Source organism: Pseudomonas syringae CC1557 (genome assembly GCF_000452705.1).
Taxonomy (GTDB): domain Bacteria; phylum Pseudomonadota; class Gammaproteobacteria; order Pseudomonadales; family Pseudomonadaceae; genus Aquipseudomonas; species Aquipseudomonas syringae_F.
The window spans coordinates 2,932,092-2,949,588 of record NZ_CP007014.1; the positions used below are offsets into that span (position 1 = coordinate 2,932,092).

At 57.7% G+C, this 17,497-nt stretch carries 17 protein-coding genes and 1 pseudogene; 7 read left to right on the forward strand and 11 right to left on the reverse strand.

What is annotated here, in order from left to right:
* Positions 1–25: 25 nt before the first annotated feature.
* The 7 genes and pseudogenes from arnE to N018_RS28385 all read right to left on the reverse strand — a co-directional run.
* Positions 26–370 (reverse strand): 4-amino-4-deoxy-L-arabinose-phosphoundecaprenol flippase subunit ArnE, encoded by a 345-nt coding sequence (arnE, locus tag N018_RS13470; protein ID WP_025389945.1) that lies wholly within the window; start codon positions 368–370, stop codon positions 26–28.
* Complete coding sequence (gene arnT, locus N018_RS13475; RefSeq protein WP_080274843.1) at positions 367–2,019, reverse strand: lipid IV(A) 4-amino-4-deoxy-L-arabinosyltransferase; 1,653 nt, start codon at positions 2,017–2,019, stop codon at positions 367–369. Before arnT ends, arnE begins: the two co-directional genes overlap by 4 nt.
* The gene (gene arnD, locus N018_RS13480) at positions 2,016–2,897 is read right to left on the reverse strand and encodes a 4-deoxy-4-formamido-L-arabinose-phosphoundecaprenol deformylase (protein WP_025389947.1); all 882 of its coding nucleotides are present in this window, start codon (positions 2,895–2,897) and stop codon (positions 2,016–2,018) included. Before arnD ends, arnT begins: the two co-directional genes overlap by 4 nt.
* The gene (gene arnA, locus N018_RS13485) at positions 2,897–4,888 is read right to left on the reverse strand and encodes a bifunctional UDP-4-amino-4-deoxy-L-arabinose formyltransferase/UDP-glucuronic acid oxidase ArnA (protein WP_025389948.1); all 1,992 of its coding nucleotides are present in this window, start codon (positions 4,886–4,888) and stop codon (positions 2,897–2,899) included. The genes arnD and arnA overlap by 1 nt, the downstream gene beginning before the upstream one ends.
* Entirely contained in the window at positions 4,885–5,889 is a 1,005-nt protein-coding gene (gene arnC / locus N018_RS13490; RefSeq protein ID WP_024643443.1) for an undecaprenyl-phosphate 4-deoxy-4-formamido-L-arabinose transferase, read from the reverse strand. Before arnC ends, arnA begins: the two co-directional genes overlap by 4 nt.
* Complete coding sequence (arnB, locus tag N018_RS13495) at positions 5,886–7,034, reverse strand: UDP-4-amino-4-deoxy-L-arabinose aminotransferase (protein ID WP_025389949.1); 1,149 nt, start codon at positions 7,032–7,034, stop codon at positions 5,886–5,888. The genes arnC and arnB overlap by 4 nt, the downstream gene beginning before the upstream one ends.
* Before the next feature lie 689 nt (positions 7,035–7,723).
* Positions 7,724–7,897, reverse strand: a pseudogene (locus N018_RS28385) (winged helix-turn-helix transcriptional regulator); the annotation flags it as partial.
* Positions 7,898–7,934: 37 nt separating this feature from the next.
* Here N018_RS28385 and N018_RS13505 point away from each other — a divergent pair.
* Positions 7,935–8,306, forward strand: coding sequence for an SDR family oxidoreductase (locus tag N018_RS13505; RefSeq protein ID WP_038401274.1), 372 nt, complete (start codon positions 7,935–7,937; stop codon positions 8,304–8,306).
* Positions 8,307–9,170: 864 nt separating this feature from the next.
* Here the strand turns inward: N018_RS13505 and N018_RS13515 are convergent.
* The 4 genes from N018_RS13515 to N018_RS13530 are packed head-to-tail and all read right to left on the reverse strand — an operon-like array spanning position 9,171 to position 12,979.
* Positions 9,171–10,019, reverse strand: a complete 849-nt coding sequence (locus N018_RS13515) for an alpha/beta fold hydrolase (protein ID WP_024643446.1) — start codon at positions 10,017–10,019, stop codon at positions 9,171–9,173.
* A 12-nt stretch (positions 10,020–10,031) separates the two neighbouring features.
* Complete coding sequence (locus N018_RS13520) at positions 10,032–11,324, reverse strand: NAD(P)/FAD-dependent oxidoreductase (protein ID WP_024643447.1); 1,293 nt, start codon at positions 11,322–11,324, stop codon at positions 10,032–10,034.
* Positions 11,325–11,381: 57 nt separating this feature from the next.
* A complete protein-coding gene (locus N018_RS13525) occupies positions 11,382–11,804 on the reverse strand; it encodes a RidA family protein (RefSeq protein ID WP_024643448.1) in 423 nt (140 codons plus the stop codon).
* Positions 11,805–11,839: 35 nt separating this feature from the next.
* Positions 11,840–12,979: a tyramine oxidase subunit B gene (locus N018_RS13530; protein WP_024643449.1), complete on the reverse strand. Its 1,140-nt coding sequence runs from the start codon at positions 12,977–12,979 to the stop codon at positions 11,840–11,842.
* A 186-nt stretch (positions 12,980–13,165) separates the two neighbouring features.
* Here N018_RS13530 and N018_RS13535 point away from each other — a divergent pair, with 186 nt between their 5' ends.
* The 6 genes from N018_RS13535 to N018_RS13560 all read left to right on the forward strand — a co-directional run bounded on the left by N018_RS13535 (position 13,166) and on the right by N018_RS13560 (position 17,492).
* A complete protein-coding gene (locus tag N018_RS13535; protein ID WP_024643450.1) occupies positions 13,166–13,993 on the forward strand; it encodes an AraC family transcriptional regulator in 828 nt (275 codons plus the stop codon).
* A gap of 146 nt (positions 13,994–14,139) precedes the next feature.
* Positions 14,140–14,886 carry a response regulator gene (locus N018_RS13540; RefSeq protein ID WP_024643451.1) on the forward strand — a complete coding sequence of 249 codons (747 nt, stop codon included), beginning with the start codon at positions 14,140–14,142 and terminating at the stop codon, positions 14,884–14,886.
* Entirely contained in the window at positions 14,883–15,959 is a 1,077-nt protein-coding gene (locus tag N018_RS13545; RefSeq protein ID WP_025389951.1) for an ATP-binding protein, read from the forward strand. Before N018_RS13540 ends, N018_RS13545 begins: the two co-directional genes overlap by 4 nt.
* A 23-nt stretch (positions 15,960–15,982) precedes the next feature.
* Positions 15,983–16,183, forward strand: coding sequence for a hypothetical protein (locus tag N018_RS13550; RefSeq protein ID WP_024643453.1), 201 nt, complete (start codon positions 15,983–15,985; stop codon positions 16,181–16,183).
* 20 nt (positions 16,184–16,203) lie between these two features.
* Positions 16,204–16,602 (forward strand): hypothetical protein, encoded by a 399-nt coding sequence (locus N018_RS13555; protein ID WP_025389952.1) that lies wholly within the window; start codon positions 16,204–16,206, stop codon positions 16,600–16,602.
* The gene (locus N018_RS13560; protein ID WP_025389953.1) at positions 16,575–17,492 is read left to right on the forward strand and encodes an ABC transporter six-transmembrane domain-containing protein; all 918 of its coding nucleotides are present in this window, start codon (positions 16,575–16,577) and stop codon (positions 17,490–17,492) included. Before N018_RS13555 ends, N018_RS13560 begins: the two co-directional genes overlap by 28 nt.
* Positions 17,493–17,497 lie beyond the last annotated feature (5 nt).

Genomic DNA, 17,497 nt, shown 5'->3' on the forward strand with positions numbered 1-17,497 from the left:
GCGCACGTCGTCGCGCTGGCGCGGCTCATGCCTGATGCCCCAGCAGAAACACTCCGCCAAGAATCAACGCAACGCCGATCCAGTGCTGTGAGTCCACTGGCTCCTTGAACAGGTAGCGCCCCACCAGGGTGATCAGCACAAAGTTAGCGCCCAGCATGGGGTACGCGATACCGACCTCCATGCGTTGCAAGACCATCAGCCAGGTCAGCAGGCTTGCTCCCAGGCAACTGATGGCCAGCCAGAGCCAGGCTGAGCGCAGGGCGACAAGAGCGCCGGGAAATCGCCCGCGCCACTGTTCTACGGCGAACTTTTGCGCGACCTGGCCCAGGCAGGTCAGCACACATGCAGTGATAAGCAAGAGCCAGGTCATAACGCCGACTGCTCGTAAATCAGAATGGCCAGGTTGCCTTCGTCGTAGCGCTTTCCATCCTTGGGTAGCAAGTCAAGCTCGCGCAATTCTTCATCGCTCTTGCCGCGCATGATCACGCCGACCTGGCCTTCGCGTCGTGCCTGGGTGATCCAGGCATTGATATCCTGCATATGGACTTCCCGACCTTGAACGTCCGGATAGCGAAGCCCGTACTCCAGCTCGCCCCAGGTATTGAACAGAGCTATATCGGGCCGCCCGAGACGCCATGAAAGCGCTGACGCGGTCCCCAGGTCGTTGCTCAGCAAATGCGTGCTGGCTGAAAGTTCTGCTTGATGCCGGACGATAAACGGGTCTGGAGTCTTGTTGTAGACCACATCATTGGGCAACGCTGCGGGCAGCAAGGCAATCAGCAACCAGCTTCCGGCTGCCGGCATTGCCCAGAAGGTCAAGGGACGCATGCATTGCAGGGCGTTGCTGAGCGTCCATCCGACCAGTAGAACGACTGCCAACAACAGGTGAGTCGATTCGTCTTCATACACTGGCTTTTTCAGTTGCAGGTAAAGCAGTACTCCCAGCCCGATAAGGGCTGCCAGCGCATTGACCAGTCCGTTCACACGCAGCGCTGTCACTCGGCGTTGCCGTAGCCGCTCGACCAGAGCATCGGCCATCAGCAAGGCCAGCGGCAGCAGGCACGGCAGCAGATAGGTTGGTAATTTACCTTTGCTCAGGCTCAGAAATATCAGCGGCACCCACAACCAGAGGGACAGAAAAGCGGTGTCTGGCCGACGCTTTTGTTGCCATACCTGTTTAAAGGTCGCTGGCAGCAACAGCGTCCATGGCAAGCACGCCACGACCAGCAACGGCAGGTAAAACCACCATGGTTCTGCGTGCTGGGCGTTGTCCCCGGCAAAGCGTCGAATGTGCTCATGCCAGAAGAAATAGCGCCAGTAATCGGGTTCTTGCAGGTGCACCGCCAGTGCCCATGGCAGGCTGATCGCAATGGCGATCCCGACCGCGAGCGGGCCGAACTTGAGCAACTCAGTGAAGCGTTTTTGCCAGAGCATGTACGGCAGCACGATGATCACCGGCAGCACCCAGGCCAGAAATCCCTTGGTCATGAATCCCATGCCACATGCCACGCCAGTCAGCGCCCAGGCAATCAGCCGTGTTCGCCCGACACTGTGGACGGCGTACCAGAACGCTACCATCGAGAGGTTGGTCCACAGCGTGAACTGCGGATCAAGGTTGCTGTAGCCGGCCTGGCCGGCGACGAACCCGAAACTCATGAACAGCAGGGCGCTCGCGAAGCTTTTGCGTGGGTCGTTCCACATCTTCGCTGCCAACAGGTAGGCGAGGGTGGCGCTCAGGCCGGTGCAGAGCGCCGATGCGATCCTCACACCAAACAGGTTTTCGCCGAACACTGCTTGCCCGACTGCAATCAACCAGTAACCGGCAGCGGGTTTTTCAAAGTAGCGCAGGCCCATGAAGTGCGGTGTAGTCCAGTTCCCGCTGTGGAGCATTTCCTGGCTGATCTGGGCATAGCGGGTTTCATCGGGAATCCACAGGCCATGGGAGCCGAGCGGCAGCAGGTAAGCAAGCGCGAAAGCCAGTAGGAGGAGTGCGATGTAACGAGTTCTAAGCTCGATCACTGCTGCACCCCTAGCCAGCCTTCGCGGCCATCAAGGGCACCACGAACAATCTGCCCGGAAGGCAGCTGCTCGCTGGACTCAGGCAACAGGCTGCCTAATGGTGTGAAGTCAACGCCCCGAGCATGGGCCAGCTTTAACAACTGCCTGAAACCCTCGGCCATGATGATGCCTTCTACTTCGGCGTGAGCGGTGTAGACGTTGAGCGTGTGTGCTGTAAAGCGCTGCAGGATGTATTCGTTGAACGCATCAGCTTTGAGGTTAGGGCCCACCAACTCATCGAAGGTTGGCAAGTCCACCGGGATCTGCGGTGTGCCGAGGCTGCCATCGACCAGCACTGGTCTGAACAACGATGTGCCTCGACAGTCACTGTTGTAGCTAAAACCAAAAGCTTCTTTTGCCTGTACGACGCGTTGATCAGCCCGCCAGCCTGCTGCTGCGGAGCAGGTAACCGGGTGGCCCAGAATATTGCTCAGACAATCGACGCCATGTCGTATCTGTGCGGTCAATTGTGCACTGCTCCAGTGTCCGGCATTGGCTTGCCAGCCGTGATGATCCCAGGCATGCAGCCCGACTTCGTGGCCTGCCTCCAGAGCCTGGCGCATCAACGGACCGAGATCCCGGCCGATCTGTTTGCCCGGCCAGGCAGTACCCGCCAGCAGGATATCCCAGCCATACAGGCTTGCCGCCCGAGACCTGAGCATCTTCCAGAAGAACTGTGGCCGTGCGAGACGCCACAAATGACGGCCCATGTTGTCAGGGCCGACGCTGAAAAAGAACGTCGCCTTGACCTGCGCTTCGTCGAGCATGTCCAACAGCTTCGGCACGCCATCCCGGGTGCCGCGATAGGTGTCTACATCGATTCTAAGGCCTGCCTGCATCAGCACTGGTCCGCTTTTTCAGCCATGGCTTCACGCAGGAAGAAATCCAGGGTCTTGCCGATGGTTTCGCTCAGCTCGATGTTCGGCGTCCATCCAATCAACTGACGAGCGTTGTCGATGCTCGGCTTGCGGTGGCTGACGTCCTGATAACCCTTGCCGTAGAACGACTGACTTTCAACATCGCGAAAGCCCGCGAACGGAGGAAAATTGTTGCGCAGTGGATGGGCCTCGAACTGGCGCAGCAGCTCCTCACCCAACTGCCGAATGCTGGCTTCGTTGTCCGGGTTGCCGATGTTGATGATCTGACCGTTACAGCGCCCGTCGCGATTTTCGATGATCCGCGCCAGCGCCTCGATGCCGTCTGCTACATCGGTGAAGCAGCGCTTCTGGGCGCCACCGTCCACCAGCCGAATCGGTGTGCCTTCCACCAGGTGCAGGATCAATTGGGTGATTGCCCGCGAGCTGCCGATACGTGCCGAGTCCAGTCGGTCCAGACGCGGCCCCATCCAGTTGAACGGCCGGAACAGCGTGAATTGCAGGCCTTTCTGCCCATAGGCCCATATCACGCGATCCAGCAATTGCTTGGAAACCGAATAGATCCAGCGCTGTTTGTTGATCGGGCCAACCACCAGATTCGAAGTGTCTTCGTTAAAACTGGCGTCCTGGCACATGCCATACACTTCGGACGTCGACGGGAAGATCACTCGCTTGTTGTACTTGACGCAGTAGCGAACAATTTTCAGGTTTTCTTCGAAGTCCAGTTCGAACACGCGCAGTGGATTGCGGGTGTATTCAATGGGTGTTGCGATGGCCACCAGCGGCAGTACTACATCGCACTTTTTGATGTGGTACTCAATCCACTCGGTGTGGATGCTGATGTCGCCTTCAATAAAGTGAAAGTTTGGTTTGGCACGCAAGCGTTCTATGGCGTCTGAACCAATGTCCATGCCGTAGATTTCGTAACGGTCATCCTGCAACAGCCGTTCCGACAAGTGATTGCCGATGAAACCGTTGACGCCGAGGATCAACACGCGAGTACGTCGAACCGGCCGCTGCTTTTTCGTGTCGAGCAACTGTGAGCCGTCTACCAGACCGAACTCGCGGGCCAGTTGCGCGCCGCTGAGGTACAAGCCTTCATCGCCGCGTTGTCCGGCATTGATGATCAGCGAACCCTGGCCACACGCGATGCGTAACGGATCGTGGCTGATGACCGTGCCTGGCGCAGCACCGTTATTCGAGGGCTCCACACTGGCCGTCCAGATGATCAGCTTGTGGTCACCGACCGGACAAAACGCGCCGGGGTAGGGCTGCGTGACCGCGCGAATCAGATCGTACAGACGAGTGGCCGGAAGTGACCAGTCGATAAGGCCGTCGGCCGTGGTACGCCGACCGAAACAGGTTGCCTGGGATTCGTCCTGGGGCGTGCCCGACAGCCTACCTTCAGCGAGTAGCGGTAATGTGTCCGACAGCAGGTCAATGGCGGCTTCACGTAGTTTGCCGTGAAGCGTCAGGGCGGTGTCGGTGACGCTGATCGAGACTCGCTGCTGAGCGAAAACGGGACCTGCGTCGGCGCGCTTGACCATCTGATGCAGGGTCACTCCGGTTTCGGTTTCGCCGTTGACCAACACCCAGTTAGCGGGCGCCCGACCGCGATAGTGCGGTAACAGCGAACCATGCAGATTGAATGCGCCTCTGTTTGCACAGGCCAACAGGGGTTCACTTAGAAGATTGCGGTAATAGAAGGAAAAGATGAAATCTGGAGCGAGCTTGCCGATTCGTTCCACCCACAGCGGGTGGTTGGCGTCTTCGGGCGCATGCACCGGAATGTCATGCTGAGCACACAGTTGAGCCACTGACCCAAAGAAGGTTTTTTCCTTCGGATCGTCTGCATGGGTAAATACTGCAGCGATTTCATAATCCGCGTCGAGCAATGCTTGCAGACCGACACAGCCGATATCGTGATAGGCAAAAACGACCGCTTTAGTGCTCATGGCGCAACCTTGTTTATATAAGGTGGTACAACGCTATCGTTGGCAGTGACAGAAGAACTGCGCACGATTTTTTCGATAAAGAAGCGCGGGCGCGCACGTACATCGCTGTACATCCGGCCGAGGTATTCACCCAGCAAACCCATGCCGATGAATTGCCCGCCGGTGAATACAAACAGCACGGCAAACAGCACGAAGGTGCCGTCACCAGCCCAGGTCGCCCCGAAAATCAGGCGCAGGACGATCAGCAACACAGCGAATAATCCGCCCAGAAACGCCATGCTGAAACCGATGATGCTCAGCAAGCGCAGGGGCGTGGTGGTCATGCAGGTGATCAGGTCAAACATAAGGTTGATCAACCGCATAGGGCTGTATTTCGAGTCGCCATGCTCGCGTTCGGCGTGCTCGACCAATACTTCAGTCGTGTGCCGCGCGAAGCTGTTGGCCAGAATCGGAATGAACGTGCTGCGCTCCCGGCAGGCCAGCATTGCGTCGACGATCGTGCGACGGTAGGCCCTGAGCATGCACCCGTAATCGCTCATGGCCACGCCTGTGGAGCGTTGCACAGCCAGGTTGATGAGTTTCGATGGCCAGCGACGCCAGGCGGAATCCTGGCGATTGCTGCGTACAGTGCCGATTACGTCATACCCTTGCTCGGCGAGCGCGACCAGGCGGGGAATTTCCTCGGGGGGATTTTGCAGGTCAGCGTCGAGGGTGATCACCACGTCGCCCTTGCATTGCTCGAACCCGGCCATGATCGCCGCGTGCTGGCCGTAATTGCGGTTCAGGATCACCGCAACAAAGGGGCTGCCGTCCCGCGCCGCTGCCTGTTGCAGAATCTCCGCGGAGTCATCGCGGCTGCCGTCATCCACCAACACGATTTCAAAGGCGTGATTCAATTGCGCACAGGCGGTCTCTGTACGCCGCAGCAGTTCCGGCAAGCTTTGTTGCTCGTTGTAGACCGGAATGACGATCGACACGCGGTTGATTGGGTAAGGTCTCAATGGCTGGATTCCAGGATTGATTCAATGGCACTGACCACCCGCTCCACATCGTCGAGGGTCATGTCGGGGAACAGCGGAATGGAGCAAAGCCGTGATGAGTTCCATTCGGTATCAGGCAGGCGAACCTCAGGGAATCGCTTCCGGTAGTAACTGTGCAAGTGAGTCGCAATGAAGTGGATGCCCGTGCCGATGTTCCGGGCCTGCAAGGCCTTCATGAACGCGTCTCGATCCAGCCCGCAGCGCTCGGGATCGATGCGCAGAATGAACAGGTGCCAGGCGTGTTGCTGCGCGTAGCGGGGCAGGGCGAGGGGCTGAACCGGGCTCTCGGAAAGACGCTGAAGATAATGTCTGGCGAGCATCTGGCGCTTGACATTGATCGCATCCAGACGCTGCAACTGCACCAGCGCAATACTCGCGTTGATGTCTGCCAGGTTGTATTTGAAGCCTGGCTCGATAACCTCGGCCTGAGGCTTTCTACCCAGGGTCATACGATCGTAGGCGTCGACACCCAGACCATGGAATTTCAGTTGCCGGACGCGATCAGCCAGCTGTGCATCATGGGTCACAAACATTGCGCCTTCGGCACAGGTCATGTTCTTGATCGCGTGGAACGAGAAAATCGCTGTGCCGTGACTTCCTATCGGATGCTCCTTATAGCGGGTACCGACGGCATGTGCGGCATCCTCGATCACTGCGATACCGTGTCGGTCTGCCAGCGCATAAAGTGGATCGAGATCAAATGCTGCGCCAGCGTAGTGGACCGGAACGATGGCCTTGGTGCGCGGGGTAATGGCGCGTTCGATGAGCGCTGCGCTGGTCATCAGGGTGTCGCGGTCGACATCGACAAACACCGGCGTAGCGCCCAACAAGCAAATCATGTTCGCCGTCGAGACCCAGGTTTGCGACGGCGTAATCACCTCATCACCCGGGCCGACACCCAGCGCAAGCAAAGCAACATGCATCGCCCCGGTAGCCGAAGACAGCGCAATGGCATGCCTGGCGCCAACCCGTTCGGCGAATTGCTCTTCAAGCTTCTGACATTCAGGCCCGGTCGTAATCCACCCGGAGCGAAGCACACGCGTTACCGCAGCAATTTCTTCATCACCCATGGAAGGACGTGAAAAAGCCAGAAAGGCTTCGCTCATTGATGTATTTCCTGTCATGTTTCATATCGGTTATATAAAAAGCGCATATAGCCTGAATAAAAGCTGTCTATGCTCTTTGTTTACGAGATATCCCAAAAGCCTCGTCCAAATCTGATGCAGATCAAGGTAGTGGACCAAATATAAAAAATTTGTTGAAGGCAGGTTGGTTTTTTGTGTCGTCTTCGCCATTCGAATCATAGAGTAGGGTGAATGATATAATTATGACAATATGGCCTTCGCTCTATGTAAATTTATTAATGTGGCAGTGCGATTTCATGAAGCCAATGATGGGTAGACAGCATTGGTTCAGGAAATACGTGCTATCTGCGATAGTTTAAACGTAGCGTGGAAAAAGAATTTGAGTTGAAAGCGTCATAACGAGCGCGACTCGGAGCGGAGCACCCGCCCGGCCTTACGTGCAGCTCTGGCAGTCGAGGGTTACATTTCAAAATGGGAGGCTTTTACTGCAACGGTCATGTGCGGACACGGGAGGGTTGCAGCGTAGGGCTTCCAGCGATTTCAATATAACTCAACTAAATGTCCCTTTAGTTGAGTTATAGGTAGGTGACTATAAATCGGGGGCAGGGGATACGCCTTTACCAACGATAGCATTACTCACTGACAGAAGTAAAAACGTCGCGAATGCCCAGCGCGGCTGGTGATGCCTGGGCGTGGAATTTACTTGAAGGCATACGCGCAATAATTTCATTACGCTCACGCTCTTTCAACTGCTGAATCAATACGTTACCGCTTACACCTCTGATCGCACGCTTGAGCGTACCGTAACGATGAATATCCTTAGCCAAATGATAAAGGATCAAACGTATCCACTTTTCGACTATCACTGCCAGCGCAGCGTCCAGCCATAACTAAATGGCGTATTGAACATGATGAGGCTCGATGATTGGCACCGGCGGCTCCATAATCCTGACCGGCTCGACGACCGCAAACATGGGCACTCAGGCATTTAGCGTCTGCAGCGTCACGAATGCTGCATTGCGTAATGTCGCCAATAGCTGGGCGCTTGATCTGAAAGGCACCGGCATCAGGGTCAACGTACTTTCACCCGGACCGATCTCCACGCCAGGTCTGTACCTTGCGCTCGCAGGTACAGGCCGGCGCGACGCCGTCATTGATTCGATGGTCAAGCAGTTACCTCTGGGCCGCATGGGTTTATCAGAAGAAGTCGCCGCAGCGGCGTTGTTTCTGCGTCAGCTGCGAGCAGCTTCATTGAGGGGAAGTGATATGTTCGTAGATGTCGGTTTTGCTTAGGTACAGTCAGGGACGTTTTTGGAGGGTCTGTCAGTTGAAATGTAGCTGGCGCACTGCTTGGGTTGGTATTATCTAGGTACGCATAATGTATATTATGTTAAATTGTATCTATTTGTTTCTTTGCTCCTGTTGTCCAATGTCACTAACCTCCGTTCACGTTTTCACAAAACCCCGTTTCTCGAAAAATCAGCAATTTGAAAGCCCATCCTCATCCTCTGTCTCATGTTTGCTTCTCGCTGCTGTTTCACTAATCACCGGTTGGCATCGCTTGTCACGACCCGACTGGCCGTACGTCAATCGTCTCAGCTCGTCGGAACGAAGTTGACGCGTCTTGCCTTCCGTTCATGAACGCTTGGTAGGCCGATCGGTACCTGAACTGGATTGCTCATAGTTGGAGCCCACAGACGCCACACCTTCATTACTACAAGACCATCAACGGTCTGGAAAAGATGCTCAACTGGGGTTTCGCGAACAACCTCTCGTTTCTCGACTGGACGGACGCCAACTTCAAATACTATTTGGGCTTTGTCCAAGCCCCTGACAGTGACTGGACCAGTCCTAGCATTCAGCCGCGGTTCCTGGTTAGCCCCGGCAAGGACTACCACGATTACCCTATAAACCCTGAGTGGAAACTCTTCCATACTGGCCGTACCGTGAAGTCGAGCGACGCCATAGATAAGAATGTCTGAAAGCACTCCACTTCCTCACGAAATTGCGCCACCCGCTCATGCACGGCGGCACAGTCGTATCAGATGAGGCCAAATACTTTCATCAATGTCTCTAAGGCAAAGTTCTGATCTGCCTTTTATATCGACTGAATCAACAGTCGTTTTAAATACATTCAGTGTTGAAGCGTCTTGATTGTCAATGGACTGAGTGCGCCAGACTGTCTAGAAAGCCTGCGACCAAGCCATTGAACACTTCGCTTTGATCATCATGAACATAGTGACTGGCATCTGCCACTTCCACGGCTTGGACCTGCGGATTGCTGGCGCACATGGCCTGCAGCATTGCAGGTGGTAGAAAGTCCGAACGGCCACCGCGAATGAACAGGCTTGGGCAGTCCAGGGAGCGCACCGCCGGCCACAGATCAGTAGGTTCGATACTCAGTCGTGCTTCGGCAATCCCCTGCTGATCATGGCGCCAGCCAACGACTCCGTCGCGCTCCTGCATAGAATGCGCGAGCCTTGATTCCAGGCCCTGCTCCGACAAACCTGGGCGTGAAGCCCTCCAGAATGCGCGGGCTGCGTCCCAGCTTTCGAACTGCAGCGGCGTCTGACCCATCTCGCGTCGAATACGCGCGGCGCCATCGCCTTGGGTTGAAGACCCGGGGCCGATATCCTCGATCAGCAAGCCTATCAAGCGTCCCGGGTGTTGCCGCGCATACTCGAGGGCGTTGGCGCCGCCCAATGAGTGCCCCAGCAATACAAAACGCTGTAAGCCCACATGGTCGATCAAGTCCTCAAGATCCTCGACATACGATTGAGTGTGATAACTGGCGGGTTCAGCCCAGTCGCTTAACCCCCGCCCGCGCTGGTCAAGGGCAAAGATGCAGTAGCCCTCCCCCAGGGCCTGCACCAGAGACTCCCAGGTCTGTGCATAGGCGCGCAAGCCGTGCAAGAGCACCAACGGCACGCCGGTCGACGCGCCCCAGCGCAAATAGTGCAGGCGCAAGCCCGAACGATTGGTGAAGAAACAGCTGTCAGCAAGCATGGCCTTGCTCCTTTAGAAACGGTCAAAGCGGTAAGGGCTTGGGTCAATGATCGGCGTGTGCCCACTGATCAGGTCCGCCACGAGGTGACCCGCCGCTGGCGATGTGCCGAACCCGTGCCCCGAGAAACCGGTGGCAACGGTCAATCCCGGGATCTGCGCAACCGGACCGATGACTGGATTGGAATCGGGCGTCACATCGATAGTGCCCGCCCAGGCATGCGCGATCCGCGCCTGTTCGAACACCGGCCAGGCGGCAATCAGGTTGTTCATCGCGTCGTTGTTGAGCCGTGGGTTGGCCACTGGATCCTGCACCCTGACACGTTCGAACGGGCTCACGCTGTCTGCCCGCCAACGACGTGCCAGCGCCAGGTCATTGATAAACGGCTTGCCCAGCGACACGTTCAGCACACTGCGCTGCGCACGAAACTGCGGCATATACTGCTTGGCGAGCAACAGGTGATCGAGGGTCAGGAAGGCGTCCAACTTGCCGCGTTGGGTAATGATGAAACCTCCGTCCTTGTGCTTGCGAAACGAAAAGTCCGGCGCGCCAACAGCTATCTCTGTCGGCCCTTGCATGGGGTGGGTACGCAGTACCGAGCAGGTCAACGGCAAGGTCGGCAACGAGACACCGAGGTTGCCCAGAAAGCGACGTGACCACATGCCCCCTGCGAGCAAGACGTGATCACAGCGAATTTCACCTTTTTCCGTGACCACGCCACTTACCGCCCCTGCGGACATCTGCAGTGTACGCACCGCGCATTGCTCAACGATAACCACGCCCTTGTCCATGGCCGCCTTGGCAATCGCGCTGCTGGCCAGCGTCGGTTCCGCACGCGCATCGGATGGCGTAAAAATACCGCCGGCCCAGTTACCCGCGCCGCCTGGTACGAGCGTATCAATCTCTCGTTTGCTGAGCAGGCGCGAATCCAGCGACAAGTGCTCTACTGACTTAAGCCAACTTTCGTGCATGGCCATTTGCGCCGGGGTGCGCCCGACAAACATGATGCCTTCCTGGCGATACCCCACATCCGCCCCTACCCGCTCAGGCATCTGCGCCCACAAGCGGTCAGCGGCGAGGGCCAGTGGGATGTCGGCCGCGTGGCGGCTGGTCTTGCGCACCCAGCCCAGGTTGCGGGATGACTGCTCGGCGGCGATCCGGCCTTTCTCCAAAACCACCACCGAGATATTGCGCTCGGCCAGGGTCAGCGCAGCTGTCAGGCCGATGATCCCGCCACCAATGATGACGACGGATGTCGCAGGGGGAATAACAGTGGAGGTTGTCACGGGCGCAATTGTCGGGGCCATGGTCAAGACTCGGTAAGCGAATAAGGGCGGCCAAGCCTGCGCACGGCCGCGTGACGATTATTGCGACAGTCGAATGACCTCGACCTTGGCCTTCGACACGTTGCGATACGCGGTCACTTCCAGCTCCACCTTGTAGACCGTCGAGCCCAGGGGCGGACAGGTGACAGTGCTGGCCGGATCCACGCCGCGAAACTTTTCACCGATCAGGCCCATCACGGCCGGCACATCCTTGGGGTCCTGGATAAATACGCGCGAACACACCACATCAGCCAGGCTCGCATCGACGACTTTCAGGGCTGACTCGATGTTGGCAAACACCTGGTGTGTCTGCTCCAGGACATCCTCCGGGATCAGCTTGGTCTGTGGGTTGCGGCCAGCGGTGTTGGACACATAGATCCAGTTGTCCACGGCCACCAGGCGTGAATAGCTGGCCTGGTCTTCGAATGGCGAACCGGTCTTGAGCTTGATGATTTTTGTCATGTCGAATGCCTCGTCAGTTTGAAGGAAGGTGTGGCTTAGCGCAGCTCCGGGGTTTCCCACAGGTTCAAGGTCACGCCGATACCTTGCTTGACTGCGTTGCGGTACACGACCGTGCCCCAGGCCACGTCTTCGACGGGCATACCGCCCACCGACATGATGATGATTTCCTCATCGTTCCTGCGGCCAGGTGCGGCCCCGGCGATGATCTTGCCGATGTCCTCGAGGTCGTCAGGCTGCATCTTGCCTTCGGCAATCATGTCCATGAAGCGCACACCAATCACCGGCACATTGTGATGCGCAGGCTTGGGCAATTCTTCAAACCAGGCCTGATAAAGACCGGTGTTGTCGAGCACCTTGCGTATGTCAGGCTGCTCCATTCCAGCGTCGAGCGAACAAGACGCCGGCATCGCGAGGAAGGCACCTGGCTTGACCCATTCACGCCGCACAATTGGGTAGATCGAGGGATCGCCTGTGGCGCCGGAGCTACAATAAGTAACAAGGTCCGAGTCGCGGACTACCGCTTCGAGGGTGTCGACCACTTCTATCGTGGTGATCTGCGGATAAGTCTGTTCGACCCATGCGATAAAGTTGTCGAGGCTCTTCTGTCCACGGCCCTTGATCTTCAGGGTATCGATGTGCGGGCACACCGCAATGAAGGCCGCCAGGGTGGTCTTGCCCATGACGCCAGGCCCCAGCAGGCCGACGACTTTCGAGTCCTTGCGCGCCAGGTGGCGTGCGCCCACGCCGGGAATTGCACCGGTGCGATAAGCGGACAGCAGGTTGGCTGACATATGCGCCAACGGCGCGCCGGTGTCGGGGTCGTTGAGGGTGAACATCAGGATCGAGCGCGGCAGGCCTTTTTCGCGGTTGGCGATATTGGAGCCGTACCATTTCACGCCAGCGGTGCAGAAGCTGCCACCCAGATAGGCCGGCATGGCCATCATGCGCCGATCAGCCGTGGGCTTGGGCATGTTCGGGAACGGCGAATCCTGCGGAAAAATCACCATTGCACCATGGGAATCATTATTCGGGCCGGCCATGCGATAGTCACCGGAATACAGCAACCCAAACATCTCCTCCATGGTATTCACGCAGGCCAGCATGTCGGTCACACCCGCGCGGATCATGTCCTGCTCGGAGAGGTAGATAAAGTCGATTTTTGTAGTTGTAGACATAGTTATTCTCAGGCTGAAGGTGATATCACTGCGGTAGGCGCAGCTCCACGCTTTCGAGTCCGAGTATCAGGTGGCAGGTATCGGCGGTATTGTAAATTTCGGACATTGCGCTCTACGGGTACGCTAAATAGTTGGCGCGATTAATGCTTTTAACTTGCCGTGCCGCAGCCTTCCCAAGGTGCAACCATGATCAAACCGAGCGTGCCGACTCCCCGGCACCACACAGCAAACGAACAGCCTTGGTTCGTGCTCAACTCTTCACGCTATTCGGTGATGCCTTGCGCGCACCCGGCGATCTCGCATTTCTATGCATTCGATGTGGCGCAATCGAGCAACCTGCTGGCCGTACCGGACGGCTGTGTGGATATTTTGTTCGACTGCGACGCGACGCGGCCTACCGCGCGGATCTGTGGCACTCCGCTGGTTGCCCAGGCCGTCGAGTTACACCAGCATCACCACTACTTCGGCGTACGCTTTTCACCGGGGATCATTCCCGGCTTCGTCAATGTGCTCGCAGAGGAGTTGACCGAACGCGAACTCGACCTGCTGGAGGTATCAGAGTTTGCCCAACGCATCTTCGAAAGCATCGTCCAGGCACCGCTGCTGAGCGATCAGATGCGACTGTTCAACGACTACCTGACCCCACGTCTGATGGGCAAGGCGTCGAAACTCACCGCCATGATCATTCAACAGGCGCTGCACCATCGCGGCGATATCCGCATTCGACAACTTGAAGACCTCAGCGGCTATACCAGCCGTACCTTGCATCGCCAGTTCAACCAGGACACCGGCATGTCACCCAAGGCGTTTTGCCGGATCATCCGCTGCCAGGCGGCCCTGGACACTCTCAACACCCAGCACGATGTATCGTTTTCGCAGTTGGCCCTCGATCTGGGCTTTTCCGATCAATCGCACTTCCTGCGCGACTTCAAGAAACTCGTCAGCACCACACCCTGCGACTACCAACGCACAATGACCCAAAACGCCTACACCGACAGGATCAGCTACGCTTGATCACGCTGTGCGCAAATAAATCCGCGTCTCCATCGTTTCTCCATAAAACCTCCCATGAAAGCGCATGCTCGTGGTGCACAGTAGTCTTCGTAGCAACAGGGTAATTCGCCATACTGCGATGACCGAACTGCACGACCGAGCGGACCATGACCGAATCACACCTTGCATCAACACCCACGAACCTCGCGGACAAACGCCAGGCGTTGATATTGATCGCCGAGGACGAACCCGAAATCGCCGACATCCTGAGCGCCTATCTCAAGCGCAGTGGCTTCCAGACCGCCCATGCTCTGGATGGTCGCCGCGCCCTTGACCTGCATCAATCGCTCAAGCCGGACCTGGTGCTGCTGGACGTGCTGATGCCGAACCTGGACGGCTGGATGGTACTGGCCGAGATCCGGCACCGGGGCACCACCCCCGTGATCATGCTGACCGCTCAGGACCAGGACATGGACAAACTCATGGGCTTGCGCATCGGTGCCGACGACTACATCGTCAAGCCGTTCAACCCGGCCGAAGTCGTGGCCAGGACCCAAGCGGTACTGCGGCGCTCGCTCGATCATGGCTATGCCGCCCGCCCCAGTGTCCTGCGGGTGAATGCCTTTGAAATCGACATCGACAGCCATGAAGTCAGTGTGCAGATCGGGGCACACAAGTACCCGCTCCACCTGACAGTGACCGAGTTCAGGTTGTTGGCCCAACTGGCCAAGGCCCCCAGGCGCGTGTTCAGTCGCGCCGAGTTGCTGGCGCTGTGTTCGCCCGAGAGCGACAGTCTGGAGCGCACGGTCGACAGCCATATCAGCAAGCTGCGGCGCAAAATCGAAGATATGGGCCTCCAGGGCGTACCGGCCAGCATTCGCGGGGTCGGCTACCGGTTCGGGAGCACTCCATGAAGACCTCCAACAGTTTGAGCCGACAGATCATTTTGTCGATGTCCGCCGTGGTGCTCTGCGTGATCGCACTGGCGTTGGTCGGCTCCTACGTGTTTTACGCGCTGCTCTGGATGTTCTGGCCGCCGTCGGATCTGGACGTAAACGAATGGCTGCCCACAGGCGTGGAGTGGGCATGGATGGCACTGATCACCTGCATCAGCCTGTCGATGGGCGCCGTGGTGGCGATCAAACTGTCCCGACGCATTCTGATGCCCTTGAACTCGGTCGCAACCAGCCTGCGCCGTCTCGCCGACGGCGACCTCGATGCCCGGGCCACCGCCTCCAACCGCTCATTGGCGGAGGCCACGTTGTTAGTGGATGACTTCAACAGCATGGCCGAACGATTGAAACGCATGGCCGAGGAGCAATCCTTCTGGAACGCCGCCATTGCACATGAACTGCGTACCCCTTTGACCATCCTGCGTGGCCGCCTGCAAGGGTTGGCGGAAGGCGTGTTCACCCCGGACCAGGCGCAGTTCTACAGCCTGCTCAACCAAGTGGAAGGCCTGACGCGCCTGATCGAAGACCTGCGGGTCGTGGGCCTGGCGGACAACGGCTACCTCGAAGTCCATATCCAAAGTGCCGACCTGGCCGATGAGATCGAGGCAGACGCTGCCCTGTTCGAACCGGGCCTGCTTGCATCCGGGTTCGTGCTGCATCTGAACCTGCTCAAACGGACTGTGCAGTGTGATCCGGCCAGGATCCGCCAAGCGTTGCTGGCCATGCTGGACAATCTGAGACGGCATGCAACCCCAGGCAATGTCACGGTGCGCCTGAGCAGCCAGGATGGCCTGAATACCTTGAGTGTCGCGGACGAGGGCCCCGGCATTGAAGAAGCCTTCGCAACGCACATCTTCGAACCGTTTCAGCGCGGGGAAAGTTCGCGCTCCCGTGCCCAGGGCGGCAGCGGCCTGGGACTCGCCGTGGTGCGCGCGATTGCCCTTTCCCACCGGGGCAGCGTGACCTGCCGAAACCTGGATAACGGCGGCACCTTATTCGAACTGAGCTGGCCCGACCAACTGGTCGCCATGTAAGTCCAACGGCTCCAGGTGAAGGCATGCGCCTCTCTATTTTCACGGTCAATCGGTACCGCCACTTTGCCTTGCTCGACACACAGGGGCGTTGTATCGCTTTCAAGAGCTGCGAAGGGATTCCAGAGAACGGCGAATGGGTGCAAGTCAACGAAGTGAACCTCGCCTGGTTGAACCGGGCGCTGCCTGTGCTCGCCCTGGCCAAGTCAAACACTCGCCTCTTGTAGGTCAGTCTGGAGTTGTCTGTATGTCTATTAACGATCTCGATCGAAGCCTGATTGACGTGACGCTGCTTGAAGACTCGGTACGGCTCTATAGCGCCAGGCTCAGAAAGCTGGAGCGATTCTGGACCCCCTTACAAAAACAAGCGCCGCTCTTAGTGTTGTCACTGTGGATACCAGGTGTTGTCGCCTCGCTGTTCAGCCAGTCCTATTACCACTGGTTATTTACCGCGCCGGCCATTTGCCTACTGATCATGCTCGAAATCGTCATCGAAGAACTCCGGATCGACGTGTCATCGATGACTGAGGAGACGCGCTATCTACTCGATGTCACCCACGTTCTTTATACCGGGGCGCTGAGTTCTCACCCCCGTACTTTGCGTAAGCCAGGTAGCCCATGCCTTCCGTCACACCTCCACTCCTAATCGAGCACAGCCGCAAGCTCGGTAAACAGTCCGCCAGCCAGACGCTCAAGGCGATCGCCAAGGCCTATCCGGGCAAGTTGTTTGGGACTCTGTCGCTGGTTGCATTGGAAAATGCGCTGCTGCTGGCCTACCCGTTGTTTGCTGGGTTTGCCGTAGATGCCATGCTCCGTGGCGACGCCGGCAACGCCCTGCTCTACGCCGCCGTGGTGTTGGGTTTCTGGGTGGTGGGCGCCGCCCGGCGCGCGCTCGACACTCGCACCTTTACGCGTATCTACGCCGACCTTGCAGTCCCGGTGATTCTTAATCAGCGGCTGCAACGACACAGCACCTCAAAGGCTGCCGCACGGGTGGTGCTGGCACGGGAGTTCGTCGATTTTTTCGAAAAACACGTGCCCACAATTGCTACGGCGCTGGTTTCGATCATCGGCGCGGCCGCCATGTTGCTGGCAATTGAACCCTGGGTCGGCCTGGCGTGCCTGGTGGTGCTGGGGCTCTGTCTCGTGGTGGTGCCTGGCTTTGCGCGGCGCAACCAGCGCTTGCATGAGCGCTTGAACAACCGTTTGGAAAAGGAAATCAGCCTGGTGGAAAGCGTCGGTGCGCACACCTTGCATCGTCACTACCAAGTACTGTCGCGCCTGCGTATCCGGCTATCGGACCGTGAGGCCGTCGCCTTTCTCACCATCGGCGTTCTGGCGGCCTTGCTGTTTGTGGTCGCCATCAGCCAACTGGCACTCGCGCCTGCGGTGAAGGCTGGCCATATCTATGCGGTGATGACTTACCTGTGGACGTTCGTCAGTTGCCTGGATGAAGCCCCTAGCGTGGTTGACCAATTGGCTCGGCTCAAGGACATCGGCAAACGCGTGGATCCGGGGTTGAACGAGGCGGCCTGATCCTT